24 protein-coding genes are annotated in these 26500 nt (G+C 71.6%); 8 read left to right on the top strand and 16 right to left on the bottom strand.

The genetic code is table 11. The annotated features are described in order from the left end of the window. Nucleotides 1–13 precede the first annotated feature (13 nt). From OWM54_RS12880 to OWM54_RS12890, 3 genes are all read right to left on the bottom strand, one after another. A complete protein-coding gene (locus OWM54_RS12880; RefSeq protein ID WP_046711509.1) occupies nt 14–358 on the bottom strand; it encodes a hypothetical protein in 345 nt (114 codons plus the stop codon). A gap of 143 nt (nt 359–501) precedes the next feature. Continuing rightward, nucleotides 502–1029, bottom strand: a complete 528-nt coding sequence (locus OWM54_RS12885; protein WP_141332550.1) for a hypothetical protein — start codon at nt 1027–1029, stop codon at nt 502–504. A 370-nt stretch (nt 1030–1399) separates the two neighbouring features. Then, entirely contained in the window at nt 1400–2437 is a 1038-nt protein-coding gene (locus OWM54_RS12890) for a hypothetical protein (protein WP_141332551.1), read from the bottom strand. 106 nt (nt 2438–2543) lie between these two features. Between OWM54_RS12890 and OWM54_RS12895 the strand changes: the two genes are divergently transcribed. Further along, a complete protein-coding gene (locus OWM54_RS12895) occupies nt 2544–3434 on the top strand; it encodes a DUF2058 family protein (protein ID WP_267697705.1) in 891 nt (296 codons plus the stop codon). Nucleotides 3435–3512: 78 nt separating this feature from the next. Here the strand turns inward: OWM54_RS12895 and OWM54_RS12900 are convergent, their stop codons facing one another. Beyond that, a complete protein-coding gene (locus tag OWM54_RS12900) occupies nt 3513–4694 on the bottom strand; it encodes an acyl-CoA dehydrogenase family protein (RefSeq protein WP_267697706.1) in 1182 nt (393 codons plus the stop codon). Nucleotides 4695–4820: 126 nt separating this feature from the next. Here OWM54_RS12900 and OWM54_RS12905 point away from each other — a divergent pair, with 126 nt between their 5' ends. Beyond that, a complete protein-coding gene (locus tag OWM54_RS12905; protein ID WP_267697707.1) occupies nt 4821–5582 on the top strand; it encodes an SDR family NAD(P)-dependent oxidoreductase in 762 nt (253 codons plus the stop codon). Nucleotides 5583–5786: 204 nt separating this feature from the next. Here OWM54_RS12905 and OWM54_RS12910 read toward each other — a convergent pair whose 3' ends face one another. Both OWM54_RS12910 and OWM54_RS12915 read right to left on the bottom strand, forming a co-directional pair. Next, the gene (locus OWM54_RS12910) at nt 5787–7613 is read right to left on the bottom strand and encodes a methyl-accepting chemotaxis protein (protein WP_267697708.1); all 1827 of its coding nucleotides are present in this window, start codon (nt 7611–7613) and stop codon (nt 5787–5789) included. Between the two features lie 149 nt (nt 7614–7762). Next, nucleotides 7763–8509, bottom strand: a complete 747-nt coding sequence (locus OWM54_RS12915; RefSeq protein WP_194869534.1) for a PP2C family protein-serine/threonine phosphatase — start codon at nt 8507–8509, stop codon at nt 7763–7765. A 304-nt stretch (nt 8510–8813) separates the two neighbouring features. Here OWM54_RS12915 and OWM54_RS12920 point away from each other — a divergent pair, with 304 nt between their 5' ends. Continuing rightward, entirely contained in the window at nt 8814–9869 is a 1056-nt protein-coding gene (locus OWM54_RS12920; protein WP_267697709.1) for a hypothetical protein, read from the top strand. An 86-nt stretch (nt 9870–9955) separates the two neighbouring features. Here the strand turns inward: OWM54_RS12920 and OWM54_RS12925 are convergent, their stop codons facing one another. From OWM54_RS12925 to OWM54_RS12935, 3 genes are all read right to left on the bottom strand, one after another. Next, nucleotides 9956–11260 (bottom strand): choice-of-anchor X domain-containing protein, encoded by a 1305-nt coding sequence (locus tag OWM54_RS12925; RefSeq protein ID WP_267697710.1) that lies wholly within the window; start codon nt 11258–11260, stop codon nt 9956–9958. A 21-nt stretch (nt 11261–11281) separates the two neighbouring features. Beyond that, on the bottom strand, nt 11282–12166 hold the full coding sequence (locus tag OWM54_RS12930; RefSeq protein WP_223746429.1) for a hypothetical protein: 885 nt from the start codon (nt 12164–12166) through the stop codon (nt 11282–11284). Between the two features lie 168 nt (nt 12167–12334). Then, a complete protein-coding gene (locus tag OWM54_RS12935) occupies nt 12335–13453 on the bottom strand; it encodes an aminotransferase class I/II-fold pyridoxal phosphate-dependent enzyme (RefSeq protein ID WP_223746428.1) in 1119 nt (372 codons plus the stop codon). 162 nt (nt 13454–13615) lie between these two features. Between OWM54_RS12935 and OWM54_RS12940 the strand changes: the two genes are divergently transcribed. Both OWM54_RS12940 and OWM54_RS12945 read left to right on the top strand, forming a co-directional pair. Beyond that, the gene (locus OWM54_RS12940; protein ID WP_267697711.1) at nt 13616–14086 is read left to right on the top strand and encodes a TlpA disulfide reductase family protein; all 471 of its coding nucleotides are present in this window, start codon (nt 13616–13618) and stop codon (nt 14084–14086) included. A gap of 21 nt (nt 14087–14107) precedes the next feature. Next, nucleotides 14108–15157, top strand: a complete 1050-nt coding sequence (locus OWM54_RS12945) for an SDR family NAD(P)-dependent oxidoreductase (protein ID WP_223784859.1) — start codon at nt 14108–14110, stop codon at nt 15155–15157. A gap of 20 nt (nt 15158–15177) precedes the next feature. On the opposite strand, the gene OWM54_RS12950 is transcribed toward OWM54_RS12945, so the two are convergent. After that, nucleotides 15178–16275, bottom strand: a complete 1098-nt coding sequence (locus OWM54_RS12950; RefSeq protein WP_267697712.1) for an MJ1255/VC2487 family glycosyltransferase — start codon at nt 16273–16275, stop codon at nt 15178–15180. Between OWM54_RS12950 and OWM54_RS12955 the strand changes: the two genes are divergently transcribed. Then, nucleotides 16274–16645, top strand: a complete 372-nt coding sequence (locus OWM54_RS12955) for a hypothetical protein (protein WP_223746425.1) — start codon at nt 16274–16276, stop codon at nt 16643–16645. The two genes, OWM54_RS12950 and OWM54_RS12955, sit on opposite strands and share 2 nt — an antisense overlap. A gap of 137 nt (nt 16646–16782) precedes the next feature. Then, nucleotides 16783–17688 (top strand): LysR family transcriptional regulator, encoded by a 906-nt coding sequence (locus OWM54_RS12960; RefSeq protein WP_046711496.1) that lies wholly within the window; start codon nt 16783–16785, stop codon nt 17686–17688. 7 nt (nt 17689–17695) lie between these two features. On the opposite strand, the gene rsmB is transcribed toward OWM54_RS12960, so the two are convergent. From rsmB to OWM54_RS12980, 4 genes are read right to left on the bottom strand one after another with little or no spacing between them, the layout of a single operon-like run. Then, a complete protein-coding gene (rsmB, locus tag OWM54_RS12965; RefSeq protein WP_267697713.1) occupies nt 17696–19012 on the bottom strand; it encodes a 16S rRNA (cytosine(967)-C(5))-methyltransferase RsmB in 1317 nt (438 codons plus the stop codon). Further along, nucleotides 19009–19974 (bottom strand): type II 3-dehydroquinate dehydratase, encoded by a 966-nt coding sequence (locus OWM54_RS12970; RefSeq protein WP_420715375.1) that lies wholly within the window; start codon nt 19972–19974, stop codon nt 19009–19011. The genes rsmB and OWM54_RS12970 overlap by 4 nt, the downstream gene beginning before the upstream one ends. A gap of 47 nt (nt 19975–20021) precedes the next feature. Then, nucleotides 20022–20957 carry a methionyl-tRNA formyltransferase gene (fmt, locus tag OWM54_RS12975; RefSeq protein WP_074949816.1) on the bottom strand — a complete coding sequence of 312 codons (936 nt, stop codon included), beginning with the start codon at nt 20955–20957 and terminating at the stop codon, nt 20022–20024. A gap of 28 nt (nt 20958–20985) precedes the next feature. After that, nucleotides 20986–21567 carry a hypothetical protein gene (locus tag OWM54_RS12980; RefSeq protein ID WP_046711492.1) on the bottom strand — a complete coding sequence of 194 codons (582 nt, stop codon included), beginning with the start codon at nt 21565–21567 and terminating at the stop codon, nt 20986–20988. Between the two features lie 107 nt (nt 21568–21674). On the opposite strand from OWM54_RS12980, the gene OWM54_RS12985 reads away from it, so the two are divergent. Continuing rightward, a complete protein-coding gene (locus tag OWM54_RS12985) occupies nt 21675–23267 on the top strand; it encodes a HEAT repeat domain-containing protein (RefSeq protein WP_267697715.1) in 1593 nt (530 codons plus the stop codon). A gap of 9 nt (nt 23268–23276) precedes the next feature. Here the strand turns inward: OWM54_RS12985 and OWM54_RS12990 are convergent, their stop codons facing one another. Both OWM54_RS12990 and OWM54_RS12995 read right to left on the bottom strand, forming a co-directional pair. Further along, on the bottom strand, nt 23277–25388 hold the full coding sequence (locus OWM54_RS12990) for an FUSC family protein (protein ID WP_267697716.1): 2112 nt from the start codon (nt 25386–25388) through the stop codon (nt 23277–23279). A 297-nt stretch (nt 25389–25685) separates the two neighbouring features. Further along, nucleotides 25686–26375: a dienelactone hydrolase family protein gene (locus tag OWM54_RS12995; protein WP_194869399.1), complete on the bottom strand. Its 690-nt coding sequence runs from the start codon at nt 26373–26375 to the stop codon at nt 25686–25688. Nucleotides 26376–26500 lie beyond the last annotated feature (125 nt).

The following is a 26500-nucleotide window of genomic DNA, read 5'->3' on the forward strand; positions in this document are numbered from 1 at the left end:
ACCGCGCGGGCGACTACTTCTTCTTGCGCAGCGCCCGGACAATCTTGTCCTTCGTCGGGTTGGCGGCCGTCTCGCGAGCGCGCGGCGCGGCGGGCGCCGCCGCCTTCGTGGCGGGCGTCTTGGCCGCGGCCCGGGCGCGCATGGCCTTCATCAGCTGCATCTCGATGAAGAGCAGCTCGTCACCCAGCTCCTCGTTGTCCCCTGCGGCGCGCGGCAGCGGAGCCCGCGTGCTGGAAGCGTCGGCGCCGTGCCGCATGCGCAGCACCTTCTCCTCCTCGGCCGACAGCGTGCGCGTCTTCTCCAGCGCCGCCTTGACCTCCTTGGCCGTCACCGTGCTACTCCCGACCTTGCGCTCCATCTCCGCTCCCTTGCTGTACAGCCCACTGAACTTCCGAGCATGTCGGACGCGTCTGGGCCGCAACCGACGAGGATTGTAGAGGACGCAAGAGTCAGCGCAAATTTTCTTCCAACAGGTTGGGCCCGCCCTGTAGCGCGAGGCGCCTACAGGTGCATTCCCAGCCCCAGGAATCCGGACGAGAGCGCCTGTCGCTCCCCGGCGAACGGGGAGCCGGTGGCGGAGAAGTTCTGGTAGCGGGCCTCGGCGGAGAGGAAGAGTCCCCGGCCCAGCTCCACGTCCAGGCCCCCGCACAGCTCCGCCCCCAGCTGGAGGGAGCGCGTCGCCCCCTCCTCCCGGAGCGCGTGGGCCACCATGAAGCTCAGCCCGAGGCCCAGGTAGGGACGGACCCGTCGGGGCCCCGGGGGCGTGATTCGCAGGGACATGGGCGTCGCCTCGGTGAGCTGTCGACTGGAGGCCACGTGGCCGCCCACCTCGAGGAGGGACGCCTCCCGGCGATAGCTCCAGGCCAGTCCCGCGCTGTAGCCCGCCTCGCGCCCGCCCTCCGTGTCCGACAGGACGTAGGCGCCCACCGGGAACACGGTGACGCCCAGGCTCCGGGCAGGGGGCTGCGCCTGGACGCGGGACGCGAGCAGCCCGCAGAGACAGGCCAGGAGGGGGCGGAGACGACGCATGGCCCTGCGGGAGAGCAAGCCACACGCCACGGAGGAACCCGAGTGAAAACAGTGGGTTGAGGCGATTCAGCGTGGCCCTGACGCGGGCGTCCGGGCGGAGCCGTCAGGGCAGGCGGGCGGACGTCGAAACGGCGGAGAGGAGGGGCCCCATGACGCGACTGTCCGGGTGCGGCGATCCCCTCGAACCGGGCCCAGGCGGAGGCGTCACCCGCCTCCACGCCCAGGACGTCCAGCGACTTCAAAGGGGCGTCACGGGAAGCCCCGCTCGGGGCGACTCGCCGCCACCATCGTCCTCGGGCGACGAGGACGCCTCACACGGGGCGACTCGCCGCCGCCCCATCCTCGGGCGGCGGGAACGCCCCGCAGCGGGCTACTCGCCGCCGCCCTCGTCCTCGGGCTCCGGAGGGGCCTCACCGGCCGTCGAGCCCTTGGCGCCCTCGGGCTTGGCGCGCTCGATGCCGAAGCGGTCCAACGCGTCGGCGATACCCTGTGGCTTGTCCGCGTCGGGCAGGAAGCTCTCGGGAGGCGCCAGCTTCTGGTCCTTGCCCACCTCGGTCAGGGCCGCCTCCAGCGTCATGCGCAGCTCCGCCGCCTCGGGCGTCTTGTCCGACGGCACGCCGATGCGCCCGTCCAGCCGCGCCTTGAGGACCACCGACGTGGCCGCGTCCACCAGCACCTCGCCGTCCAGCGAGCGCGGCAGCCGGTGGGCGAAGAAGTTCCCCCGGCGACGCGTCGTCTCGTCCGCCCCGTTCTTGGGCTGCAGCAGCGCCGGCAGCGGCCGGGAGGCATCCCCTTCCGAGGCGGGAGCCAGCGTCACCTGGTAGCGCCACGCCGTGCGCCCCTCGTAGGTGACCGTGCCCTGGGGCGACAGCTTGAGCCGCCCCTGGAACAGGCTGTCGAAGTCGCGGATGGCGCCGGTCAGCTCCGCGCGGGTGCGCTCGGCCATGCCGCGGTCGCGCAGCCGCTGACGGAACGGGCCATACCGGTTGCGGGCGAACACCTGCCCCGCGATGCGCATCACCTCCAGGCCCTGGTCCCGGGAGTTCTCCAGCACGCCGTGGAAGTCCCCGCTGACCCCGCCCGCGCCCGCGCGGAAGGTGCGCGTCTCGGTGAGCTTCACCGGGTTGGACTCGGCGGAGGTCCACTCGTAGCCCAGGGTGGCCTGGTAGCGGTGGGGCCCCAGCCGCTCGGTCACCTCGGCGGCGTCCATGCCGAGGATGCGGCGCGCCACCTGCGGGTTGTCCGCGACATCCTCCGGGGGCAGCTTCTGCTGGGCGGAGGCCACCACCTTGGGCGGGTCCTCGGGGGAGAAGATGCGGGCCTTGGCCGCCTTGTCGACCGGGTCCGAGCAGCCCGAGGCCGCCAGTGCCACGGCGAGGATGAAGGCGGACTTCTTCGAACGGCTCACGACTCCTCCGGAGGGGGTACCACGGGGGCGGCAAGTTACGTGGCGCGTACAGGAGCGGCAAGCTGCGGCTTGCGTGCGGCCGTGCAAGGGATAGAACGCCCATCTCATGCAGAACCTGCGCGACAAGTTGTTGAAGGCGGGCCTCGTCACCGAGGAACAGTCCAAGAAGGCTGATACGGCGGCCAGCCAGGCGGAAGCCCGGAGGCCCTCGTCCCAGGACGGCGGACGTCCAGGCGGAAACCGTCCCCCACCCCGACGTGATGACCACCGGACATCCGGGGGTCCTCCGGCGCGGAGTGAGGAGCGGCCTCCCCGCGAGGGTGGCGGTCGTCCCGGTGGCGGCGGTGGCAGGCCGGGTGGCGGTCGTCCCGGTGGCGGCGGCTCGTTCCGTCCCAGCGGCGGTGGCGGCGGTGGCTCCTTCCGTCCCAGCGGCGCCCCCCAGCACGGCCGGCCGTCCTCCTCCGCTCCGCCCGAGCGGCCCATCCCGAAGCTGCCCCCCATGCCGGGCTCCAAGGCCTACCAGCGCGCGGAGTCCAAGCGTCAGGTGGAGCTGGACAAGGCGCTGCGCGAGCTGGTGATGGGCTCGCAGGTGGCCCAGGAGCCGGGCGAGACGGCGTTCTACTTCATGACCCGCAAGGGCAAGCTGCGCCGGATGGAGCTGACGCCGGAGCAGGCCAAGCGGCTGGAGGACGGCGAGCTCGGCGTGGTGGAGCGTCCGGACCCCGCTCAAATCGAGCACGCGCTGGTGCCGGCCGCGGCGGCCGAGCAGATGTTCGCGCTCTCGAAGAAGGCGGTGCGCTTCCTCAACCGGAAGGACAGCCCCATCGGCTTCATGAACGACGAGGAGCTCAAGGCGCAGCAGGCGGCGGAGGCCGCTGGCACCGCGCCCGAGGTCTCCGACGAGCCCGAGGCCGAGGCCGCCCCCGAGGCGCCCCCCGCCGAGGCCGAGGCGTCCGCCGAGACGCCCAAGCCCGAGGGCGGCGAGAACCAGGGCTGACGTCAGGCCCCCGCGAAGCGCACGAGGCCCTCCCCTCTTCCCAACGGAACGAGGGGAGGCGCCCCGCGCGGAGGCCTTTCAGTCGAACGCGTCGAGGCCGGTGATGGCCTTGCCCAACACCAGCGTGTGCACCTCGTGGGTGCCCTCGTAGGTGAAGACCGATTCGAGATTCAGCATGTGGCGCACGGGCGGGTACGCGTCGGTGATGCCATTGGCGCCGTAGATGCTCCGCGCGACGCGGGCAATCTCCAGCGCGCTCTTCACGTTGTTGCGCTTGGCTAGGCTCACCATGACGGGCGTCACCTTGCCCTCGTCCTTGAGGCGCGCCACGCGCAGGCCCACCAGCTGCGCCTTCACGATGTCCTGGAGCATGTCCGCCAGCTTCTCCTGCGTGAGCTGGTAGCCGGCCACGGGCTTGCCGTGAAACGACGCGCGTGACAGCGCGTACTCGCGAGCCCCCTCGAAGCACGCGATGGCGGCGCCGGTGACGGCGAAGGCGATGCCCAGCCGCGCGTTGTTGAGGCACGACAGCGGACCGCGCAGGCCCACCACGCCGGGCAGCACGTTGCGCGCGGGGACTCGCACGTCCTGGAAGGACAGCTCGCTGGTAATCGACGCGCGCAGGGAGAACTTGCCGGGGATGTCCCGCGCGCTGAAGCCGGGCATGCCCTTCTCCACGAGGAAGCCGCGGACGGACTCGGGGCCGCCGTCGTCCGTCTTCGCCCAGACGATGGCCACGTCGGCGATGGCGCCATTCGTAATCCACGTCTTGGTGCCGTTGAGGACGTAGTCGTCGCCGTCCCTGCGCGCGCGGGTGCGCATGCCGCCCGGGTTGGAGCCGAAGTCGGGCTCGGTGAGGCCGAAGCAGCCGATGGCCCTGCCTCGCGCCATGGCCGGCAGGAAGCGCTCCTTCTGCTCGTCGCTGCCGTACGCGTGGATGGGGAACATGCACAGCGAGCCCTGCACGGACGCGAAGGAGCGCAGCCCCGAGTCACCGCGCTCCAGCTCCTGGAGGATGAGGCCGTAGCTGACGGTGTTCATCCCCGCACAGCCGTGGCCGTGCAGGTTCGCGCCCAGCACGCCCATCTCCGCGAGCTGGGGGATGAGGTGCACGGGGAAGGTGCCGTCGCGGAAGTGTCCGCCGATGATGGGGAGCACCTCGCGGTCCACGAAGGCGGCCACGGTGTCGCGCGCGGCCTTCTCCTCGGGGGACAGCAGGTCGTCGAGCCGGAACAAGTCCGTGATGTCCGCACGTGCCATGGCGCCGTCCTAGTGCCCGCCTCGGGGAGCGTCAAACGGGGCGAGGGCTTGTTGGCACTGACGGGCTGCGAAACGCAGGTGAAGACGTGCCCCTTGTCGACGCCGGGGGCGCTAGGCTCGCGCGCCATGACGACGACCCAGAAGACCGTGGTGGTGACGGGTGCGAGCCGGGGCATCGGCCGCGCCGTGGCGCTGTCCTTCGCGCGTGAGGGCTATCGCGTCTGGGCCCTGGCCCGCGCGGCGGATGCACTCGAGGCGCTCGCGAAGGAGGGCGGCGAGGGTGTCCGGCCGCTCGTCGTGGACGTGGCGAGCGAGGACGCGCTGATGGCCGCGACGAAGACCATCCTCGCGGAGGGCACGCCCCGGGTGCTGGTGAACAACGCGGGCATCACCGTGTCCGCGCCGCTCACCAAGACGCGCACCGAAGACCTGGCCAAGGTGATGGCCATCAACGTGACGGCGCCCTTCATCCTCTGTCGTGAGCTGATGCCCGCGATGGCCAAGGAGGGTGGCGGCCGCGTCATCAACATCGGCTCCATGGCCGCGGTGCGGGGCATGAAGTACACGTCCGCGTACTGCGCCTCCAAGCACGCGCTCCTGGGCCTGACGCGCGCGCTCGCGGTGGAGTACGCCAAGAAGAACATCACCGTGAACGCGGTGAACCCGGGCTGGGTAGAGACGGACATGTTCTCCAACGCCACGGCGGCCATCACCCAGACGACGGGCCGCAGCGGGGAGCAGGCGCGCGAGGCGCTGGCGTCGATGAACGCCATGGGCCGCATCGTCCAGCCGGAGGAGGTGGCCGCGCTGTGCCTGTTCCTCGCCTCGGACGCCGCGGGCGCCATCACGGGCGCCGCGCACGCCATCGACGGCGGCGAGCTGGGCTGAGCGCCCGCGCCTCGGCCCCTCGTTCACGCACGGGGGCCGTCGCGCCTCACGCGGCCCGCCCGCGCCTCGCCAAGCGGAGCACCACGCCTCCGGTTGCGAGCGGTGGGGGTGAGCCGCTCCTCGTCCCGCCCATCAGCGGCCTCCCGCCTCGACGCACGGAGCAGCCCACAGGGGGGCGAGCCGCTCGACGGGCCTGCGGGCCCCTCAAATCTGGTAGCGGCCGACGATGGCGGAGAGCTCGCCCGACGCGGCGGAGAGCTGGATGGCGGCCTGCTCACTCTCCGCCATGCGGTCGACAATCTGGTCCGCCACGTCCGCCATGGAGCTGAGCGCGGCGAACAGCTCCGCGATGCCCGCGTCCTGCTGGCGCACGGCGTCCGAGATGCTCTTCACCGTCTGGCCATTGCTCTGGATGATGCCGGCCAGCGAGCGCAGGCTCTCACCCGCCGCGCGCACCTGCTCCAGGCCGCCCTCCACCTCGCGCGCGCCGCCCTCGCTGATGCGCACCGCGTCCGAGATGGCCCGGCCGATATCGCCCAGGATGCCCTGCACCCGCGTCGTCGCGCCCGCGGACTGGTCCGCCAGCGAGCGCATGTTGCGCGCCACCACCGAGAACGCCCGGCCCTGGTCCCCGCTGCGCGCCGCCTCGATGGACGCGTTGAGCGCGAGCACGTTGGACTGGTCCGCCAGGTCCTTCACCGTGCGGGTGATGTCGCCCACCAGCCGCGTGCGCTGATGCAGCTCGGAGATGGTGCGGCCGATCTGCTCGACATGCGAGCGGATGTGCGTGAGCCCGCCCACGCTGCCGGACACCGCCGCCTCGCCCGCCTGACCGAAGCCGCTCGCCTTCTCCGCCTCGCGCTGAATCGTCTCCACCCGCTTCGCCGCCGCGCGCGAGCTCTCCTGGAGCTGCTGCGCCGCCAGCTGCGTCTCGTGCAGCGCCACCGCCTGCTGGGACACCGCCTCGTTCTGCACCGTCGCGGAGTCGGTGAGCTGCGACGCCGCGGCCTCCAGCTGCTCCGCCGAGCCCTTCAGCGCCATCAGCAGCGAGCGCAGCTGCACCATCATCTCCGCGAAGGACGACGCCAGCTGACCAATCTCATCCCGCGAGTGCACCTCCAGCGTGCCCCGGAAGTCGCCCTCCGCCACCACCCGCGCCGCCGCCGCCGTCAGCTCCCGCAAGGGGCCCGTCATCCGCCGCACCAACAGGAAGATGATGCCGCCGGCCGCCAGCGCCGTGAACAACCCCAGCCCGACGATGAGCACCACCGCCGTGGTGAAGCGCGACGCCTCCGTGCTCTCGTCCCGCGCGAGCACCAGCTCCAGCCCCGCGCCCACCGGCTGACGCGCCACGCGGAAGCTCACGTCCTCCACCTCCACCCGTCCCTCCCCCTCCGCCGCGTCCACCGCCGCCAGCAGCGCCTCCGGCGACACCGTGTCCACCGAGCGCGCCACCAGCCGCGAGCCCGCGTGCAGCACCAGCTCCACGCCCCGCTGGTTGCGCAGGTCCTTCAGCGGCGCGTCGTCGAACCGGCTGCCGAGCACCAGGTGCCCCACGCCACGCCCGTCCACCTCCACCGGCCGGGACACCGCCCAGTACGGCGTCTCCCCCACGAACAGCACGCCCGGCGTGCCGGACTTCACCATCCCCGCGAGCGCGGGCAGCGCGCCCGCGTACGAGCCCGCGACGAGCTCACCCTCGGGCCGGGTGATGAGCAAGAGCTCCACCGACACCAGCGCCTGCTGCTCCTTGGCGAAGGCCTGGAGCGCGGCGGAATCCAACGTGGGCCCGGACAACAACGCCCGCAGCCGGGCGTTCGCCGCGGCGCTGCGCAGGAGGACCCGCAGCGTGCGGCCCTCCTGGGCCACCAGCCGGCTCCAGGCGGACTCGTCCTGGGTGAGGGAATGCGCCAGCTCCGTGTCCATCCGGGAGCGCAGCACGACGCCCGTGAACGTCACGCACAGCGCGGTGAGGACCAGGATGACCAGCGTGATGGCGGCGGTCAGACGAGCGGCGAGGCTGTGCGTCATGCGCTGCGATGTCGGACGAGAGGGGGAAGGGCCCCGGATGGGAGCGCCACCGGGAGGGCCCACCCTACCGCAACATCCGGGGATTTCGCAGTAAGGCGAGGATGACCCGGGAGCCCCCGGTTGACCCTCCCACCTTCACTGACGTGTTCTCACGCGTCGGCCACACGCAGGACGACGGCGGTGATGTTGTCCTTGCCCCCCGCCTCGAAGGCATCCGCCACCAGCGCGTCGCAGACCTCACGCGCCGAGGACAGACACAGCCTGCGAGTCAGCCCCTCCAGGCCCAGCGGCTCGTAGAGGCCATCCGAGCACAGGAGGAAGACGTCGCCGGGCTGGGCATGCAGCCGCTGGAGCGTGGGCTCCGCGTTGTCGGTGCCCAGCGCCCGGGTGATGAGGTGCCGCCAGTTGGAGGCGCCGCCGGGGGGCTCCATGCCCACGTCGCGCAGCTCCTCGATGAACGAGTGGTCCCGGGTGAGCGACTCCAGCTGGCCACCCCGCAGGCGGTACAGGCGGCTGTCGCCGACGTGCACCACCGCCGCGCCGTCCCGCCCCACCGCGAGCGCCACCACCGTGGAGGCCATCTCCGCCAGCCGGCCCACCCGCTGAGCCCGCAGGTTGGCCTGGGCGAGCTGTGAGCACGCCGCCAACAGGTTCTCCTCGCGCGTGCGCCGGGGGTCGGCCACCTCCGGCCACGCCGCCTCGTGCTCCCGCTCCCATCGCTGGCCCAGGCCCGCGAACGTATCCACCACACAGCGGCTGGCGACCTCGCCGCCCTCCTGCCCACCCAGCCCGTCCGCCACCACGTACAACCCCAGCTCCGGCAGGACACAGTAGGAGTCCTCGTTGTGGGGCCGGCGACCGATATGGGTCTGTCCCGCGCTCTCGAAACGCAGCATGACACCGCCTCCTCGGGCCCTCCCCCAGCAAGCGGGAGGCCAGCGCCCATCCCCAGGTGGGCACCCACTACGGATACCTCTCTTTGTGTGACGGCTGGGACCTGAGTGCCAGGGGACCTCGGCGCGCGCCCCGCACTCGTTCGCTGGCGGACGTTGCAAGCGCCCGGGGCTCGCGATTGTTGACCATCCCAAGGGGGGGTGTACCCCCCAGGTGATGGGCGCGCTCCCCCCGTCCCCTGGCAACTTCTCCGTGGGAGAACCGACAATACGGATGCAGCCCGTCGTGCGTCCCGGGAGGTGACAGATGACATCCATCCGCCGACTGTCCTCGAGCATCCTGTCGTCCCTGCGGCGCACGTCGCTGGACGCGGACGTGGGCTCCGTGGCGCCCACGAAGCCTGGCGAGTCGCTCGAGGCCGTGGAGAAGGTGCGCCGGGGGTTCTCCGACGAGAGCGACTTCCAGGTGGACGGCGCGGACGGCGCCGACGCGCTCCTCGCCTCGCTGGAGTCTGCGGACATGGAGCCGGGCGACACGCGCGAGCTGGACCACGCCGCCCTGCGCGTCTTCTCCGGGGAGAGTTCCTTCGAGGCCGCCGCGCCCCGCTACGCGCAGCGCCTGGGCTCGCAGCTTCCCTCGTCGCTGGGCGCGCCTCGCGACTCGGGCAACGCGGTGGGGCCGTCGTCGCGTCGCGGGGGCGCGAGCGTGCCGGATGCCTCGGACATCCTGTCGCCGGACGAGGCCGCGTGGGAGCTGCAGAACCTGGACACGTCCTCGCCCAGCGTGGACGCGCCGGAGGATCTGCTCTCCATGCTCGACCCGCCGGGCAACGCGTGGGGGCCGGTGCACCCGGCGCTCGACCTGCACATGGACGGGTTCGAGGACGCGGTGGGCGGCGCGGATGGACTGGACGCGGGGAGGTACGCGGCCGCGGAGTGGATGGACGCGTCGGTGCGTCCGGCGGGGCCGAGCGAGTTCCTCGCGGACCTGGATGACCTGGGCGACATGGTGCCGGAGGACATCGGCCCGGGGGACGCGGCGCTCGCGGGCGTCATGGGCTCGCTCGCGGCGAACCCGGCGGCGGCCGGCGTGCCCGTCAGCGCGGCGATGAGCGCGCAGGGCGTGGACGTGGTGGCGGAGTCGGTGGAGCTCCAGCCGGACGCGCGGCCCGTCGACACGGCGACGTCGCTCGATTCGTTTGCCTCGCCGGGCGTCGTCACCGAGGCCTCGGCCGAGGCGCTCTCGCAGCAGGTGGCGTCGCTCACGGAGCAGTCGGTCTTCGTCGAGCCGGCCGTGGCCCAGGCCGACCTCCCGGGCGAGCCCTCCGCCTCCGAGCGCGGCACGGAGCCGACCTCGACCTGACGCTCGCGAACCGCCGCGTCACGCGCGGCCTCGAGCCCACCGGGCCGCTGGCGACGCCTGCCGTGCGCGGCAGGCCCGTCCCTCCCTCAAGGCCGCTTCTCGCTCGGCTCCTCGAAGGTGGCGTCGTACTCCCGCTGGGCCTCATCCACCTGGCGCTGGTACTCGTCGATGTAGCGCAGGCGCTGCTCCCCCTGCCACTCCGAGGGAGAGAACACGGACGACGGATACACCTGGGTGGTGTGCAGATAGCCACGCTTCGTGGCCATCAGCTCGCGGTCCGGGTCTCCGGACTCCTTGAGCAGGAAGCCCTCCACGTCGCGCAGCTGCAGCGGGAACGTGGGCGCGTCGTCGAGCACGAGCTTGCCGAAGACGGTCAGCTTCACCTCCCGGGCGCCCTCCTTCAGCTCCTCGTTGAAGGACACGTGCGCGAAGGGCTCGCCGCTCTCGTCGTCCAGACGACCGGCGACGACGTACCGCCCCGCCTTGCGCACGTCGATGCCCAGGTACAAGGACAGCGAGCCATCCTCCACCACCTCGCGCACCTTGCCCGTGAGCACCGCGGGCGGCGTCGGCGTGTAGAGGATGTCCAGGAACGCCGGCCCCTCCGCGCGCCCCGAGCGCACCTGCACGTCCACGCGCAGCGTGCCCGAGTACAGCGGGAAGCCCTGCTTCGACGGCTGGAAGCGCCCGGTGAAGACACCATCCCCCGCGAGCGCGTCACCCGCCGCGCCGTCATCCGTGAAGGCCACCGGCACCGCGGGCATGCCCCCCGCGCCCGGCATGTGGTCGGCCTCGCGCGCGGTGGCGGACAGCACCTCGCACGGCCTCGGCGCGCGGTGCGCGTCCTCACAGGACACGGAGAAGAGCACCACCTCGTCACCCACCACGAACACCCGGTCCTGCTTGAGCCGCAGCTGCACGTCGGTGTGCTCGCGGCTCAGCGGACGCGTGCGCTCCGGCTCGGCGAGCACCACCTGGTCCGGATGGTCGCGGATGGAGCGGGACTGCGGCGGATACCGCGTGGAGGCCACATACGACTCCAGCGTCTCCTTCGCCCGCGCCAGTCGCTCGGCCCACAGCTCCCGCCGGGCCAGGCGCTCGCGCTGCTCCAGGTTCACCACCGACACGTGCGTGCCCTGCGCATTCGGCGACGGCCCCTGTGCCAGCCCCACGCCGTCACCGATGCGCTCCATCCTGGACGCGGGGCCGGCCGGCGAGCCCCTCCAGGCGGCTTGCGCAGTGGCGGACGCCACGTCAGCGTCCCCCTGCCCGGACCTCGCGCTCCATCGCCACCACGCCGCGCCTCCGAGCGCCAACACAATCACCACGAAGCCCCACCCGAGACGACGCGGGTGGGAGACACGAGCGGACTCAGGGCGGGCGGGCATCATGCGTGCTTCGCGGCGACGGCCCTACTTCGCTTCCGCCACGACGGCCTCGCGAACCTTGGCGACGATGCCGCCCCAGTTCCCGTTGGCGTAGTGATTGAACGACTCGCCGTCGTCCCGCAGCTTCACGTCGTGGTTGAGCCACTTGGCCAGGCCGTTGCTCGTCTTCCCCGTGCCCGTGGTCAGCGTGCCGCCGCAGAACCAGTCACCGGGGTTGCACAGCGAGCTGCCGGCGCTGCCCGACACGCCGCCCGTCGAGTGGTACGCCACCGCCTCGTCGTCCTGGCCCGGCAGGAGCCCCGAGTACAGCGTGCCCTTGGAGGCCGCGTACATGTAGAACTTCACGTCCGCCGTGACGTTGTGGTTGTACATCGTGCGCGCCGTGGTGGTGACCAGGTCGCTCACCAGCGGCTCGCTCACCGCCCACTCGCCCAGGTCCGCCAGCTCGCTGCCGCCGCCGGCGCCGGACGCCACGCGCACCGAGCGGATGTTCCAGCCCGTCTGGGTGGAGCCGTCCGTGTTGCCACACACGCCGCTCGCGTTGGGCGACGCGTTCTTCTTGGTGCGCTGGCTCGTCCCATACATGGCGAGCGCATAGCCAATCTGCAAATCACCCGCGCTGTGCACGGCGATGTAGCACCAGTTGTTGCCCGTGCAGAAGCAGTCGAGCGCGTCGCGGATGCGCGCGTTCTGCCCGCCGATGCGCTCCTTGCCGTTCCAGTTCACCGCCTTCTTGTTCACGCCCGCCGCGGTGCCGGCCGGTCCCCAGTAGCTGAAGTCGGCGTAGTTGCCCGCCTGCGTGGTTCCACCGTTGCGTCCGTGAATCCACAGCGTGTAGTCGGTCGCGAAGGCCTGCGTACCGAACAACAGCGTTGCTGCGGCAACCGCCGTACCCATCAGCTTCTTCATCGTGGAACGCCTCCGGCTCGGAGTGGGGGAGCTGCCCGTCGGGTGGGGGACCGGACAGGGGAGCGTCCACTCTAGAGTCTCGGGGTGTAAAAGGTCGAGAACACGGAAACCGTGAACCCGGCGCAAAACCTGACGCAACGCGTCGTCCTCTGTCACACGTGTGTTGTCTCACCGGGTGTCGGAGACGAAGCGCTCCAGGCGTGACAGGGCTTCGGGCAGGCTGGTGCGCCCCAGGCCGAGACGGAAGTGATTGCCCGGGAAGTCATAGACGTCTCCGGGGAGCAGCAGCACGCCCTCGCGCTGGACGAGCGCGTCGGTGAAGTGCGCCACGGGCTGCTCTCGGAGCAGCCGCGGGAAGGCCACGCTGCCTGCGCGCGGACGCACCCAGTGGAACGTGTCCGCGTGGCGCGCGAAGAAGTCGTCCAGCAGGGCCAGGTTCGAGGCGAGCAGCGCGCGGCTCCGCGCCAGCACGCGCTCCTTGGCGCGCAGGGCGATGAGGGAGAGCACCTCGCTGGGGGCGCTGTTGCAGATGGTCGTGTAGTCCTTGTACGCCATGCACCGGCGCAGCACGTCCACGTCGCGGCAGGCGAGCCACCCCACGCGCAGCCCCGCGAGGCCGAAGGCCTTGGACATGACGCCCAGGCTGAAGGCGCGCGGCGACAGCGACACGGCCGCGGGCAGCCGCGCCGACGCGTCGTGCTCCAGCAGCCGGTACACCTCGTCGGAGAGCAGGTGGATGCCGCGCTCGTCGCACAGCGCGCACAGCGCCTGGAACGTGGCCAGGTCCGGCAGCGCGCCGGTGGGGTTGTGGGGGAAGTTCACCACCACCAGCTTCGTGCTCGGCGTGAGCGCGCGGCGAAGCGCCTCCACGTCGAACGCCCAGCCGTCCTCCTCGCGCAGGGGCAGCAGCGTCACGTCGGCGCCGGTGGCGCGCGCCACCTCGTACAGGGACTGGTAGCCCGGCCAGGTGACGACGGCGTGGTCGCCTGGCCCCAAGAGCACGTTCATCAGGATGAACACCGCCTCCTCGGCGCCCGCGAAGGTGAGCACCTCGTCCGACGACAGGCCCGGGTAGAGCGTGGCGATTTCGTCGCGCAGCGCGGGCAGCCCCGGGGCCTCCGTGTAGCCGAGCGTGAGCGCCTCCCAGCGCCCCAGCGCGTCCGGGTCGGCGAGCGCCAGCAGCTCCTTCATCTTCCAGCCCTCGATGTCGGAGGAGCACAGCGTATAGGGCGCGGCGAACTCCCAGCGCGCGAAGTACCGCTCCAGCTTGAAATCGGGGATGCGCATGAGAGCGACTGTCTGCCCTCTCGGAGGGCCTGCCGTCCAGCGACAGCCGCTCCGGACGTTCTGCTCCGGGCAGGCGGCCGGCACCCCGGTCCGGGCGGGCGTTGGGGGATGCATAGCTTGAGGAGCGTCCTTCAAGTCCCAGCCCCTTTCGCGGGAGCCCGTATGCCCACGCATGACATTCCCCTCACCCTGTTGGACCCGGATGGCGGGTGGATCAACGCGCCCGTCCACGTCTCGGAGCTGGACGAGCTGCCGGTGCTCCTCCACTTCTTCTCGCTGGCCGAGGACGCGGACGCCAACGACTTCGCGTCCCTGCAGCGCTTCCTCGCGGAGTTCGGTCCGCGCGGGCTGAAGGTCATCGGCGTGGACGTCACCCACTCCGCCAGCGAGCTGCGAGACACCAACGCGGTGGAGGCCTTCGCGCGCGAGCACGGGCTGGTCTACCCCATCGCCGTGGATGACGGCTCCATGGCCCGCGCGTACGGCGTGAAGCAGACGCCCGCGTGGCTCGTCTTCAACGCGGACGGGCGGCTGCGCCACCACCTGTGCGGCAAGGACGCGGCCCGGCGCGTGCGCCCGCTGCTCGAGCGCTTCACCCAGTACGACACCTCGGCCGCGGCTCCCGCGCCCTGAAGGCTTCCCGGAGGTCACCTCATGGCGGACTGGCGCAAGAACAGGACGGCGGCGCGCTTCACCCCCGGCACGCTGGCGGCGGCCGGCATCGGCGCGGCGCTGGGGCTGCGCGGGCTCCTCAGACGCCCGCGCTATTCATTCGAGGGGCGCACGGTGCTCGTCACCGGCGGCTCGCGCGGGCTGGGGCTGGTGCTCTGCCGCCAGCTGGTGCGCGAGGGCGCGCGCGTGGCGCTGTGCGGCCGCGACACGCAGTCCCTGGAGCGGGCGCTCGAGGAGCTGGAGCGCGAGGGCGGCGAGGTGCTCGCGCTGCCGTGCGACGTGCGCGACTCCGTGCAGGTGGAGGCGATGGTGGGCGCGGTGCTGGAGCACTGGGGCGCGGTGGACGTGCTCATCAACAACGCGGGCACCATCCAGGTGGGGCCGATGGAGTCCATGACGGTGGAGGACTTCGAGGACGCGGTGGACACGCACCTGTGGGGCCCCCTGTACACGACGCTCGCGGTGCTGCCCGCGATGAAGCAGCGGCGCGAGGGGCGCATCGTCAACATCGCCTCCGTGGGCGGCAGGCTCAGTGTGCCGCACCTGTTGCCCTACTCCGCCAGCAAGTTCGCGCTGGTGGGCCTGTCGGATGGACTGCGCGCGGAGCTGCGCCAGGACGGCATCCGGGTCACCACCGTGTGCCCGGGCCTCATGCGCACCGGCAGCCCGCTCAACGCGCGCTTCAAGGGCCAGCACGAGGCGGAGTACGCGTGGTTCTCCATCAGCGACTCGCTGCCCGGCGTCTCCGTGAGCGCCGAGCGCTCCGCGCGCCTCATCCTGGACGGCTGCCGTCGGGGCGACGCGGAGGTGCTGGTGGGCGCGGCCGCGAAGCTGGGCGCGGTGGGCCGCGCGCTCGCGCCCGAGCTCACCGCCACGCTGCTCGCCTGGGCCAACCGGCTGCTTCCGCAGAGCAGCAGCCAGGATGCCCACCGGGGCGTCGACAGCCAGACGCCCCTCACCCGCTCCTGGCTCACCGAGCTGTCGCGCAGGGCCGCGGAGCGCAACAACAACCAGGACGTGCCCCTGCACTGACAGGGGCACCGCGCGGGGCGTCAGTCCTGGGCCATCTCCATGGCCCAGTGCCCCCGGTGCTCGTACGCCAGGGCGAGCTGCTCCTCGAGCGCGGTGAGCATCTTCGTGTTGCCCTCCTGCTCGTAGCCCTGGAGCGCCTGCTGGCAGCGTGGCACGCGCGAAAGGAACTCCTTGAGCGCGTCCACCGTCAGCGTCTTCACGTACATCCCGTACCCCAGCTGCTCTAGATATAGGGCGTTGATGATCTGCTCGAACTGGCCCTCCAGCGGGATGCTCAGCACGGGCTTGCGCAGGTAGACGGCCTCGCTCATCAGCGTGAAGCCGCCGCTGGCGACCACGCCGCGGGACGTGCGCAAGTCGTCGATGAAGCCCTTCTCGCTGAACGGCCGGTACGTGAGGTTGCCGTCCACCAGGTCCTCGGTGAGGTCCCTTCGCAGCCCGTACACGCGGCAGGGGATGCCCGCGGCCTTGAGGATGTCCGGCAGCGCGGTGTTGGTGGTGGACGTCTGGTAGACGAGCAGGTGCTCGCCGGGCTCCGACCTCGCCTCGATGATTTCGGGCCGCAGGATCGACGGGGCCAGCGTGGTGCGGCGCTTGCGCACGGGCGGGTAGAAGAACGTCGTCACCAGGTAGTGGAAGGCGCCCGGCAGCTTCGCCTTCACGATGGCGCGCGAGGTCTCGAAGCTGTCCTCGTACCCGGCCAGCAGCGACGGCTCGTGCTGACAGCGGTTGATGACCTGCATGTTGTCCACGCTGATGACGGGCAGCCGGTGGGTGCGCGCGAACAGGTAGCTGAAGGACTCGAAGTCGCTGACGACGACGTCGGGCTTGAAGTCGTCCACCAGCTCGAAGTACTGGCGCACGTTCTGCGGCCAGCCCTTCACCGCGCCGGTGAGGTTCTGCAGCACCGTCTGCCACTTCTTCACCGAGTTGCCCTCGTACGCCAGGGTCAGCCCCCAGATGCCGTGCACGTTCTGGAAGCGTTTGGCCAGGTAGTCCTGGGCCCGCCCGGAGACGACGATGTGGACCTCGTGCTTCTTCGTGAGCTCCTCGAGGAGCACGCGGGAGCGCGTCGCATGGCCCATGCCTTCGCCGACGACACCGTAGAGGATTCGCATGGTGCGCGAGCATACGCGGCCTGCCCCTCGCCCGTTGAGCCCGCCCGCCGCTCGCGGCTATAGCTACCCTCCCACCATGCCCTCCGCTCCGCCGCCCCCTCCCAAGCCCTCGCTGCCGCGCGCCGCCGCGCTGGGGCTGGCCGGAGGGCTGCTCCTCGGGGGCCTGGGCCTCCTCGCCGCGGGTCTCAGGGGACTGTTCGGCACGCTGGAGTGCGCGGGGCTGTCCGGCCCCGAGTGCGAGCTGCTCCAGCAGGCCACGCACGAGCTGGGCCGCTTCCAGAGCCTCGCGGGCGGCGCCCTCGTCGCCCTGGGCAGCGCCCTCTTCGTCCTGGTGCGTCGTCGCCCGCCCGTCCCGCCCCAGGCGCCCTGAGCACCAGCCCTCCGGGGCCCTCGTCCTTCTTTCGCCCGACAGCCGGCCGACTTGAAGGGTTAGCTCATTTGGCGGTGTGACGTAGGCTGACTAATTAATAGTGGCCAGGCCATTAGGTTCGGGAGTAGGGAGCGGCCATGCAGCTCGAGTCCCTGAAAATGTTCTGTGATGTGGTGGAGACCGGCTCCTTCTCGCGAGCGGCGCAGCTCAACCACGTCACGCAGTCGGCGGTGAGCCAGCAGATTCGCGCGCTGGAGAACCGCTACGAGCAGAAGCTCCTGTCGCGCAGCGCCCGGCAGGTGACGCCGACGCCGGCGGGTGAGCGGCTGTTCCGCGGCTGCAAGGAGATTCTGGCCCGCTTCGCGGAGGTGGAGCAGGAGATTCGCGAGCAGGCGACGGAGGTGGCCGGCACGAGCACCGTGTCCACCATCTACTCGGTGGGTCTGCACGAATTGAACGCGGTGCAGAAGCAGCTGCTCAAGGCGCACCCCAAGGTCAACATGCGGCTGAACTACCGCCGCAACGACCAGGTCTACGACGACGTGATTCTGGGCGCGGCGGAGATTGGAATCGTGGCGTACCCGCAGCCGCGCGCGGGCGTGGACATCCTGCCCTTCCGCGACGACAAACTGGCCGTCGTGTGCGCGCCGGGCCACGCGTTCGCCTCCAAGGCGAAGGTGAGCCTCACGGCGCTGTCGGGCGTGCCCTTCATCGCGTTCGACCGCGAGGCGCCCACGCGCAAAGCGCTGGACCGGCTCTTCCGCGAGAAGAACATCGACATCAACCCGGTGATGGAGATGGACAACGTGGAGACCATCAAGCGGGCGGTGGAGATGGGCCTGGGCGTGGCCATCCTCCCGGTGTCCACCGCGCAGGGCGAGGTGAAGGGCGGCTCGCTGGTGGCCAAGCCCTTCGCGGAGGGGCCCGTGTCGCGGCCCATCGGCCTGCTCATCCGCAAGGGCAAGTACCTGGACCGCGCCTCGGCGGCGGTGCTGGAGGCCTTCAAGGCGGCGGCGAACCTGCCCGCCACCGAGGAGGCCTGAGCGTCTCTCAGTAGAGCTTCCGGAGGCGCGCGGCGAAGAACCCGTCGAAGCCCTCCGGACCCGGCAGGGTCCTCAAGTAGGCCTGGGTGAGCGGCAGCTTGAGGCCCGGCAACACGGGCGGCTCCGCCGTCCACTCCGGGTGGCTGCGCAGGAACATCTCCACCTGGTCCTGCCCCTCCTGCGGCTCCATGGTGCACACCGCGTAGACGAGCAGCCCGCCCGCCGGCACCGACTCCTGGCAGTTCTCCAGGATGCGCCGCTGCAGCGTGGCCAGCCGCGAGAGGTCCTCCTCCTTGCGGCGGTAGCGCAGCTCCGGGTGACGGCGCAGCGTGCCCAGCCCCGAGCACGGCGCGTCCACCAGCATCGCGTGGAACTCGCCCCACGCCTCCGGGAACGGCTCCGCCGCGTCGTGCGCGTAGGCCTTCAAGCGCGACGTCAGGCCCAGGCGCTTCGCCTCGCCGTCGATCTTCCTCAGCTTGTGGGCGTGCAGGTCCACGGCGACGACGTCGTGCTCCTGCGCCAGGTGACAGGACTTGCCACCGGGGGCGGCGCATGCGTCCAGCACGCGGGCGGACGCGGGGATGGCGCCGTACACGCCGACGAGCTGGGCGGCCTCGTCCTGCACCTGCCACAGGCCCTCCGAGTAGCCGTAGACGTCCTCCACGCGGCCCACCGGCGGCAGGATGATGCCCACGGGGGACACGGTGGCGGCCTTCGCGTCGACGCCCACCTCCTGCAGTTGGGTGAGCAGCGCGTCGCGCGTCACCTTCGCGGTGTTGGCGCGGATGACGACGGGCGGGGACTGGTTGTCGGCCACCAGCATGGCCTCGGCGCGCTCGCGGCCGAACTGGCGCAGCCAGCGCTCCACCAGCCACTGCGGATGGCTCTCGCGCACGGACAGGTGGTGGGCCACGTCGGACGGCGAGGGCAAGGGCGGCGAGGGCAGCTCCGCGAGCTTGCGCAGGATGGCGTTGGTGAAGCCCGCCGCGCGGGTGAGGCCGACCTCCTTGAGCGCCTGCACCGTCTCCGCCACCGCGGCGCGCGCGGGCACGCGGGTGTGGAAGATTTGATAGGCGCCGATGCGCAGGGCCGCGAGCACGCGGTCCTCCATGGCGTCCAGCTTGCGGTCGGCGAAGCGGGTGATGGCGTAGTCGAGCGCGAGCTGCCGGCGGGTGGCGCCGTAGGTCAGCTCCGTGGCGAGGCCCGCGTCGCGCGGGTCCTTGGGCGGTGACTCGGACAGCATCGTGTCCAGCACCACGTTGAGGTAGGCGTCCGTTGCGCGGACGCGCGCCAGCACGAGGATGGCGAGTGCGCGGGGATTCATCCTTCGTCGAGCCGGGTCATCAGGTCCACGAGCTGCTCATCGGAGAGCCGCGTCGAGGGAAGGTGGGACAGCGTGAGGCGCTGGAGCTGCTCCTCGAGCACGGCCCGCTGGCCTTGCTCCGCGGGCAGTCCGCGCTGGAGGGCCTCATAGCGGGAGCGCGCCCAGGAGGCCAGCTCCGCGGCGGTGAGCCGGCCCGCGAGCCGGTCGGAGATCTTCTGGTGCACCAGCGCCCGCGTGAGCAGGTCCGTCGTCACCGAGGCGGACTTCGTCCCCCGCCCCAGCGTCTTGCCGCCCTTCGACTCGGGGGCGTCGTCCTTCGACGGGGATGCCTTGCGCCCGAGCGTCTTGCCGCCCTTCGAGGCCGGCGCGTCGTCCTCGTCCGAGGACGCCTTGCGCCCGAGCGTCTTGCCCCCCTTGGGCTCCGGCGCGTCGTCCTGCGCGGCGGTCTTCCGCCCCAGCGTCTTGCCGCCCTTCGACTCGGGCGTGCTCTTCGACTTCCTCGGGGACCGGATGAGGTCCTCGTCGTCATCACCCTCGGGCGTCTTGCTCGCGCTCCCGGGCGTGAAGACGCCGCTGGCGAAGGTCTCCAGCGCCTCCAGGTACGGCTCGAAGCCACCGGCCCCGTGCACCTGGAGGACACACGCCTCGGCCACCACGGACTCGCGCGCGGGCGGCCGCAGCATGACCTCGATGGCGGGCAGCCCCACCGACTCCAGTCCCTCCTTGAGCGCGTACGAGCCGAACAGGCCCGCCGGATTGACGAGGACGCCGTCCACCTTCTCGCGGTGGGCGGCGAGCGCGTCCAGCAGCGCGCCCTCGTGGTTGGACTGGAGGACGGTCAGCTCCATCCCCAGCGACTTCGCGCGCGCCTTCAGCGCGGCATCCAGGTCCGACAGCCCGCGCCCGCCCTCACGCACGCCCAGCAGGTTCAGGTTCGGCCCGTGCAACACCAGCAGTCTCATACCCATGCGCCTGTACTCGAAAGAGTCCGTCTCGTCGTGGCCATCGACTAGGTGCCGAACGGCTGGCTGCCCACGGCCAGCTTGTGGCCCGTGAGGAACTCCGCCGCCTTCATCACCCGCTTGCCTTCCAACTGGATGTCCAGCAGCACGAGCGAGCCCTCGCCGCACGCCACCTCGATGCCCTCCGCGCCCGCGGACAACACCGTGCCCGGCGCGCCCTTCCCCTGCGCCACCTTCACGCGGTGCACCTTCACCAGCTTGCCGCCCATCGACGTGAACGCCCCGGGCCACGGCGTGAAGGCGCGCAGCCTGCGCTCCAGCGCGATGGCGGGACGGGTGAAGTCCAGCTTCCCCTCCTCCTTCTCGATGATGGGCGCCAGCACCACGCCCTCCGAGGGCTGGGGCACCGGCTTGAGCGCCCCGCTCAGGTACGCCGGCAGGAACTCGCGCAGCACCTCGCCGCCCAGCGCGGCCAGCTTCGGGTACATGGTGGCGCTCGTGTCCTCGGGGCCGATGGGCAGGCGCTTCATCGCGAGCACGGGGCCGGTGTCCAGGCCCTCATCCATCACCATCAGCGACACGCCCGTCTCCGTGTCCCCGTGCGCGATGGACCACTGGATGGGCGCGGCGCCCCGGAAGCGCGGCAACAGCGAGCCGTGCACGTTGACGCAGCCCTTGGGCGGCAGCTCCAGGATGTCCTTGGGGAGGATGCGGCCATAGGCCGTCACCACGCAGACGTCCGGCGAGAAGCGGCGCAGCTCCTCGACGAACGGGGGCGTGCGCAGCTTGGCCGGCTGGAACACGGGCACGCCGCGCGCGACGGCCAGCTCCTTCACCGGCGGCGCCGTCACCGTGTTGCCGCGCCCCTTGGGCTTGTCCGGCTGGGTGACGACGGCGACCACGTCGCCCAGGTCGAAACAGGCTTCGAGCGATGACACGGCGAAATCCGGCGTGCCCATGAAGACGATGCGGGGTCTGCTCATGTTGTTCGGGCTCTCCTCGGGGCAGGCTTCAAGCCACGGACTTGAAGGTGCTCGCGGTGGGATTGTCCACTGCTTGACGCTTGCGCGTGCACAGCGCGGACAGGGTTTCCAGCGCCTCGCGCGCCTCGGGGGTGGTGGCCACCGGCTTCAACGCGGCCAGGGCCCCCTCCAGGGCGTGCGCCTCGTCCGCCTCGCGCTGGCGGATGCGGTCCACCGCCTCGCTGAAGCGGTCGAAGAAGCGCTTCAATTCGTCCTTCTTGCGCAGGGGCCGCAGCCGGGGATAGCGCCCGGCGGCCAGCGCGGCGACATACAGGCTCATCACATGGACGGGGCCCGCCACCCGATGGGTGAAGAGCAGGCCGAACAGGCCCAACAGCGCCCCCAGCCCCACCGAGCCCAGCACGGTGAGCCACATGATGGAGTCACCCGCTTCCACGCCGGAGTCCACCGAGGAGGCATGGAGCCGGTACGCCAGGGCTCCGAACACCGCCACGCTGCCCGCACCGATGCCAGCCAGCAGAAGGATGTACTTGAGCTGGAATTCCCGGTCGAGCAGGTAGGTCCGTCGGGTGTAGCCCGGGCGCGGCGCCTTGTGAGTGTCGTCGGACATGTCGTTGACCAGCGTACCCCAGGTGACCTGGGTGGTTTGCTTCCTTCGTGACAGGAGGTTTACGACTGCCGACAGGACAACCCCGCAGACGACGCCCAGGAGCCTCGATGAGCCGCCCCCTCGCAGCGTGGTGTGTTGCCGCTGTTCTCTGTTTTGTCGCCTGTAAGTCGGACCCGAACTCGCCCGACTACTGGGCCGGGACGCTCCAGCAGACGCGGCGAGCCGAGGACCGGGTGCGCCTCATCGAGGCGATGCGGACGAAGACGAAGGTCAACGAGAGCTTCCTGCCCATGCTGCACGAGGCGCTCTCGCAGGAGCGCAAGCCCGAGGTGAAGGCGGCGCTGGCCCGCGCGATTGGCGACGTGCACCACGCCTCGTCGGTGGAGGCGCTGTCGGCGGCCATCGACCCGGCGGCGGGTGACATGTCCTCGCAGCTGGCGAACAAGGCGATGGTGACGGCGCTGGGCGCCATCGGCGACGTGCGCGCCGTGCCCGCGCTGGTGCCGCTGTTGAGGGCCAAGGACACGTACGCGCGCATCGAGGCCATTCAAGTCCTGGGGAGCATGAAGGCGAAGGAGGCGGTGGAGCCGCTCATCGTCCTGGCCACGGACGAGGGCGTGGAGCCGTTCCTCAACAAGAAGGCCATCGAGGCGCTGGGCCACATCGGTGACGGCCGCGCGGCGCCGGCGCTCATCCGGATGCTGACCAAGGAGCGCAAGGGCAAGTCCTTCTACGTGGAGAGCAGCTTCGCGCTGTTCCAGCTGGGCCAGCCCGCGGCGGACGCGCTGCTGCCCGCGCTGGAGGGGCGTGACGCGGAGCTGCTCGCGTGGGCGAAGACGAACGGCGTCAACCCGGCCAGCTACCCGATGAAGGCGGCGACGGTGCTGGGGGATTTGCGCGAGAAGCGCGCGGTGGAGCCGCTGCTCAAGCTGCTGTCGTTCTCGCACTCGGACGTGCAGATCCAGGCGCTGGTGCGGATGCAGGCGGCGGACGCGCTGGGCCGCCTGCGCGCGACGGAGGCGGTGAAGCCGCTGACGACGCTGGTGCTGGAGACCGACCCCACGGTGCGCGACGCGTACGTGAAGGCGCTGGTGCGACTGGGCGGTCGCGACGCGCTGCCCGCGCTGGAGAAGGCCGCGGGCACGGGCGACTGGTATGCGCGCGAGGTGGCGGTGAAGGGGCTGGCGATGCTGGGTGACGCACGCGAGCAGCCCGTCCTGCAGAAGCTGGCCACCGGCGAGCCGGCGCGCACCGCGGCCGACTGCAAGGCCACGCAGGAGGAAGGCTGCGAGGACGCGGCGGGGCTGGGCAAGAAGCGCGCGGATGAAATCACCGCGCACGCGGCGCTGCTGGAGGCGGGGCAGGCGTGCACGGGCAACGCGGGCTGCTGGGTGCAGCGCATGGACAAGGCGACCAAGCCGATGATGGAGCGCGCGGCGCTGGAGGTGGGGCGCGCGGGCTCGGCGGAGCACGCGCCGGCGCTCGCCGCGAAGCTGTCCGAGCGCGACACGGAGGTTCGCCTGGCGCTCATCCTCGCCATGGGGTGGTTGGTGGACGGCTCGCAGGACGCGGCGAAGAAGGTCCGTGAGACGTCGCTGCCGGACCTGCGCAAGCAGCTCCAGGCCGAGCAGGGCGTCACCCAGTACGCCAGCGTCAACGAGGACCTGCGCCGGCTGCTGGCGCGCATCGAGCGGACCTGATTCGAGGACTCACCCCGTGAGCTGCGGCGCCGCGCGCACCGTGGCCTTGTGAAGCACGGTGAGCTGACGCACCAGCCGGTCCATCTGGGTGCGGGAGAGCACGTCCAGGCCCTCCTGCGCCGTGGACCTGGGCAGCGGGGACGGTGCGCGGCGGTGCTCCACGGCGAGCGCCAGGTCCTCGAGCACGTTGCCCGCGTAGCCAATGACGGGCGCCAGGTCCTTGCGCCCCTGCCGACTGGCGGCGAGCGCCGTCACCGCCGAGCCGAAGCGCCGGGCATACGCGAGCAGCGCCATGGCGGGCTCGAGCTGGTGTGAGGAGCCGCGCCACTCGGAGAGCAGCCGCTGGAAGGAGGCCTCCGCGGACAGCAACTGGAGGCCCAGCTTGCGCCGCGCCTCGCGCACCTGGGGCTCCGCGTCCGAGCGCGCGGAGGCCACGCTCAACAGGTAGTCGCGGTCGGCGCGCAGCGCGTTGGCCACCTCCTCCGGGAAGCGCGAGTGCTCGGGGCTGGGCCACAGGAGCCACGCGCCCACCAGGGCCAGCACGCCGCCGAGCAGCGTGTTGATGACGCGCACTCCGGCCAGCTCCCAGTCTCCGGTCTGGATCTCCGCGAGCAGCACCAGCGCGGGCGCGAGCAGCACCTGGAAGGCCGCGAGGCTCATGGGCTTCACGGCGATGGCCACGGCGAAGAACGCCATGATGGCGCCGAGCAGCACCACCGGGTCCCTCACGAGCGCCACCAGCCCCGCCGCCAGCGCGCCACCGAGCAGCGTGCCCGCGGCGCGCTGCACCCCGCGCTCGAAGGTCATCCCCGAATAGGGCTGGAGTACGACGATGACGGTGATGATGACCCAATAGCCGTGATTCAGCCCGAGTCCGCGCACGAGCGCGGTGGCGAGCGCGGCGGTGATGCCCAGGCGAATCGCGTGGCGGAAGATGACGGAGTCGGTGCCCCAGTTGTCGCGCAGGGGCTCGAGCAGGGGACGGCTCCGCGCCGACGCGGGATGCGGCCCCATGGGCAGGTCCGACTCGACGGGGCCGCCGTCCTCCAGGTGGTTGGCCACCTCCAGCAGGGCCTCCGAGTATTCGCGCAGACGGACCAGCAGGGCCTCCGCATGTGAGTACGCGGCGCGCGCGGAGTCGGGCAACCGGCCCTCGGTGACAAGGGACGCGAGCGCGCGACGGACCCGGTCCGTGCTCCAGACCGAGGACTCCACCTCGCGCTTCTCCTGTTCCAGCGCGCGGGCGATGTGCAGGAGGTCCCGCGAGTGGTCCGCGAGCGCTCGCTGAATCTCGGCGCGCAGGGCGTGGAAGCGAGGCTCGCGGGGCGCGAGCTCCAAGGTCTCCGGCAGCGCGACCAGCATCGCGAGCAGCGCGTCCGCGCCTTCGAGCAACACGAGCAGGTGCTCACCCCGGTTGCTCTCACCCGCGCGGTTGCGGCGGGTGGAGGCCAGCACGCTTCGCGCATCCTCGAGCGACATGCGCACGCGCGACTCCCAGTCGACGACCTCCACCAGGTTGGCGGGGGGAGGCGGACCCTCGAGTGGCCAGCGACCGACCTCCTCGGCGCGGGAGGCCAGCGCGCGGTAGCAGCGGGAGATGGCGAGGCGCGCGGGGCGATAGGGGCGCAGCGGCCAGAGCACCAGCGCGAGCATCATGGCCCACAGGCCACCGAGGATGAACAACCCGGAGCGGGACAGCGCGTCGGCGAAGCCCTGCGCGGGCAGCGCCAGTGAGACCACCGTGTAGTTGGCGAGCACCACGCCCATGAGTCCGGGGGTGTCGCCATAGGAGCGCGCGAAGCCGCACGCCGTCACCCAGGCGAGGGTGAGCAGGACATCGGCCCAGTCGGGGAGCTGCAGCGCGGAGACGAGCCCCATCACCGCGCCCAGGAGCGTCATCGCGCCCATGTTGACGGCCCTGTCGCGGTAGGGACCGCCGCGGTCCACCAGCGTGACGAAGAGGCCCGCCATGCCCACCCATGTCACGGCGGGCAGGTGCTGGGTGGCGGCGACCACCATGGGCAGGCCCACCGCGAGCGCCGCGCGCAGGCCCGCACCGAGCGCGGGGCGCACGGGCTCCACCCGGACGAACGACTCCAAGTGGCGCCGGAACACATTCATGGAACCCGCGACTCCCTCATCACGCCCCTCCACGCCACAGCACCGGAGTAACGCCAGGGCGCGGCGCTCGCCATGCGAGGCGACGAGCGCCATCGAGCCGTACGTGAGGCATCGATAAGCCACGGAGATGAGGCGCACCGTGCGGACGCGCGCCGCGCGGTCCAGCGCACGTTCCGTTCAAGCCGCCCGCGCCCATCCGGCTCCGCCATGGCCGAATGGCGCCGAGAGGACCAACCTCCCGCGGTCGCGGTGTCCCCGCTCGTCCAACATGTGACGAGAGAGGCCATTCGCAGGGGGTCACGCGGTGCCCTCGCTCCACTCGACGACCCCGGGCCCCGCGACCGCGCGGAAGCAATCCGAGAACCACGCCGCCGCCATGCGCGCCGCGCGAGCCCGTGGCTCTGCCTCCTCGAACCTCCGGCTCGCGCCCTCGACCAACTGGAGCCCCTTGCGCATCCCCGGCGCCAATCCGTCGAACACCCGCCGCGCGAGCATCGCCCGGTCCGCGTCCTCCCCTGCCCCGAGCACCAGCGTGGGCACCCGCACCTCCGCCACCACCGAGCCCGCCTTGTCCGGCCTTCCCCCCAGCGTGACGACCGCCTGCACACCCCGAGGCTGATGCGCCGCCGCCACCAGCACTGCGGCCGCGCCCAACCCCATCCCCAGGAACCCCACGGGCAACAGCGACAACACGTCGTCACGCTGCAACCAGTCGCGCGCCACCTCCAGCCGATGCGCGATGAGCTCCACGTGCGCGCCCTCGCGCACCGTCCAGTCCTCGGCCTGCTCCTCGTCCGCGGTGCGCCAGTCGAGCCCCAGCGTCGCGAGCCCCGCCGCGTGCAGCACCTCGCGCACGGAGGAGTCCTTCGCCAGTTCCTCATCCCCCACGAGCATCACCAGGCCGCTCGCCCGCTCGGGGACACACAGGAACCCCGCGAGCAGGCGTCCGGCGACGCCGACCTCCACATCACGCTGATGGACGCGCATCGGCCTTCCTCCCGCGGGGAATGGGCGCCACGCGGGCCCGGTCCGCCCCCTGAAGCTGGGGACCGTCCGCGCCGATGGCAGCGCCTTCACGCCAGGAGCCAGGGCAGGCCGACATCCAAGCGGCC

The organism is Myxococcus sp. MISCRS1, assembly GCF_026626605.1.
Lineage (GTDB): Bacteria > Myxococcota > Myxococcia > Myxococcales > Myxococcaceae > Myxococcus > Myxococcus fulvus.

Bases quoted from the DNA above. Each gene is read 5' to 3' on its own strand.
- OWM54_RS12880 (WP_046711509.1), bottom strand. From the start codon at position 358: ATGGAGCGCAAGGTCGGGAGTAGCACGGTGACGGCCAAGGAGGTCAAG.
- OWM54_RS12885 (WP_141332550.1), bottom strand. From the start codon at position 1,029: ATGCGTCGTCTCCGCCCCCTCCTGGCCTGTCTCTGCGGGCTGCTCGCG.
- OWM54_RS12895 (WP_267697705.1), top strand. From the start codon at position 2,544: ATGCAGAACCTGCGCGACAAGTTGTTGAAGGCGGGCCTCGTCACCGAG.
- OWM54_RS12900 (WP_267697706.1), bottom strand. From the start codon at position 4,694: ATGGCACGTGCGGACATCACGGACTTGTTCCGGCTCGACGACCTGCTG.
- OWM54_RS12905 (WP_267697707.1), top strand. From the start codon at position 4,821: ATGACGACGACCCAGAAGACCGTGGTGGTGACGGGTGCGAGCCGGGGC.
- OWM54_RS12910 (WP_267697708.1), bottom strand. From the start codon at position 7,613: ATGACGCACAGCCTCGCCGCTCGTCTGACCGCCGCCATCACGCTGGTC.
- OWM54_RS12915 (WP_194869534.1), bottom strand. From the start codon at position 8,509: ATGCTGCGTTTCGAGAGCGCGGGACAGACCCATATCGGTCGCCGGCCC.
- OWM54_RS12920 (WP_267697709.1), top strand. From the start codon at position 8,814: ATGACATCCATCCGCCGACTGTCCTCGAGCATCCTGTCGTCCCTGCGG.
- OWM54_RS12925 (WP_267697710.1), bottom strand. From the start codon at position 11,260: ATGATGCCCGCCCGCCCTGAGTCCGCTCGTGTCTCCCACCCGCGTCGT.
- OWM54_RS12930 (WP_223746429.1), bottom strand. From the start codon at position 12,166: ATGAAGAAGCTGATGGGTACGGCGGTTGCCGCAGCAACGCTGTTGTTC.
- OWM54_RS12935 (WP_223746428.1), bottom strand. From the start codon at position 13,453: ATGCGCATCCCCGATTTCAAGCTGGAGCGGTACTTCGCGCGCTGGGAG.
- OWM54_RS12940 (WP_267697711.1), top strand. From the start codon at position 13,616: ATGCCCACGCATGACATTCCCCTCACCCTGTTGGACCCGGATGGCGGG.
- OWM54_RS12945 (WP_223784859.1), top strand. From the start codon at position 14,108: ATGGCGGACTGGCGCAAGAACAGGACGGCGGCGCGCTTCACCCCCGGC.
- OWM54_RS12955 (WP_223746425.1), top strand. From the start codon at position 16,274: ATGGTGCGCGAGCATACGCGGCCTGCCCCTCGCCCGTTGAGCCCGCCC.
- OWM54_RS12950 (WP_267697712.1), bottom strand. From the start codon at position 16,275: ATGCGAATCCTCTACGGTGTCGTCGGCGAAGGCATGGGCCATGCGACG.
- OWM54_RS12960 (WP_046711496.1), top strand. From the start codon at position 16,783: ATGCAGCTCGAGTCCCTGAAAATGTTCTGTGATGTGGTGGAGACCGGC.
- rsmB (WP_267697713.1), bottom strand. From the start codon at position 19,012: ATGAATCCCCGCGCACTCGCCATCCTCGTGCTGGCGCGCGTCCGCGCA.
- OWM54_RS12970 (WP_420715375.1), bottom strand. From the start codon at position 19,974: ATGAGACTGCTGGTGTTGCACGGGCCGAACCTGAACCTGCTGGGCGTG.
- fmt (WP_074949816.1), bottom strand. From the start codon at position 20,957: ATGAGCAGACCCCGCATCGTCTTCATGGGCACGCCGGATTTCGCCGTG.
- OWM54_RS12980 (WP_046711492.1), bottom strand. From the start codon at position 21,567: ATGTCCGACGACACTCACAAGGCGCCGCGCCCGGGCTACACCCGACGG.
- OWM54_RS12985 (WP_267697715.1), top strand. From the start codon at position 21,675: ATGAGCCGCCCCCTCGCAGCGTGGTGTGTTGCCGCTGTTCTCTGTTTT.
- OWM54_RS12990 (WP_267697716.1), bottom strand. From the start codon at position 25,388: ATGAATGTGTTCCGGCGCCACTTGGAGTCGTTCGTCCGGGTGGAGCCC.
- OWM54_RS12995 (WP_194869399.1), bottom strand. From the start codon at position 26,375: ATGCGCGTCCATCAGCGTGATGTGGAGGTCGGCGTCGCCGGACGCCTG.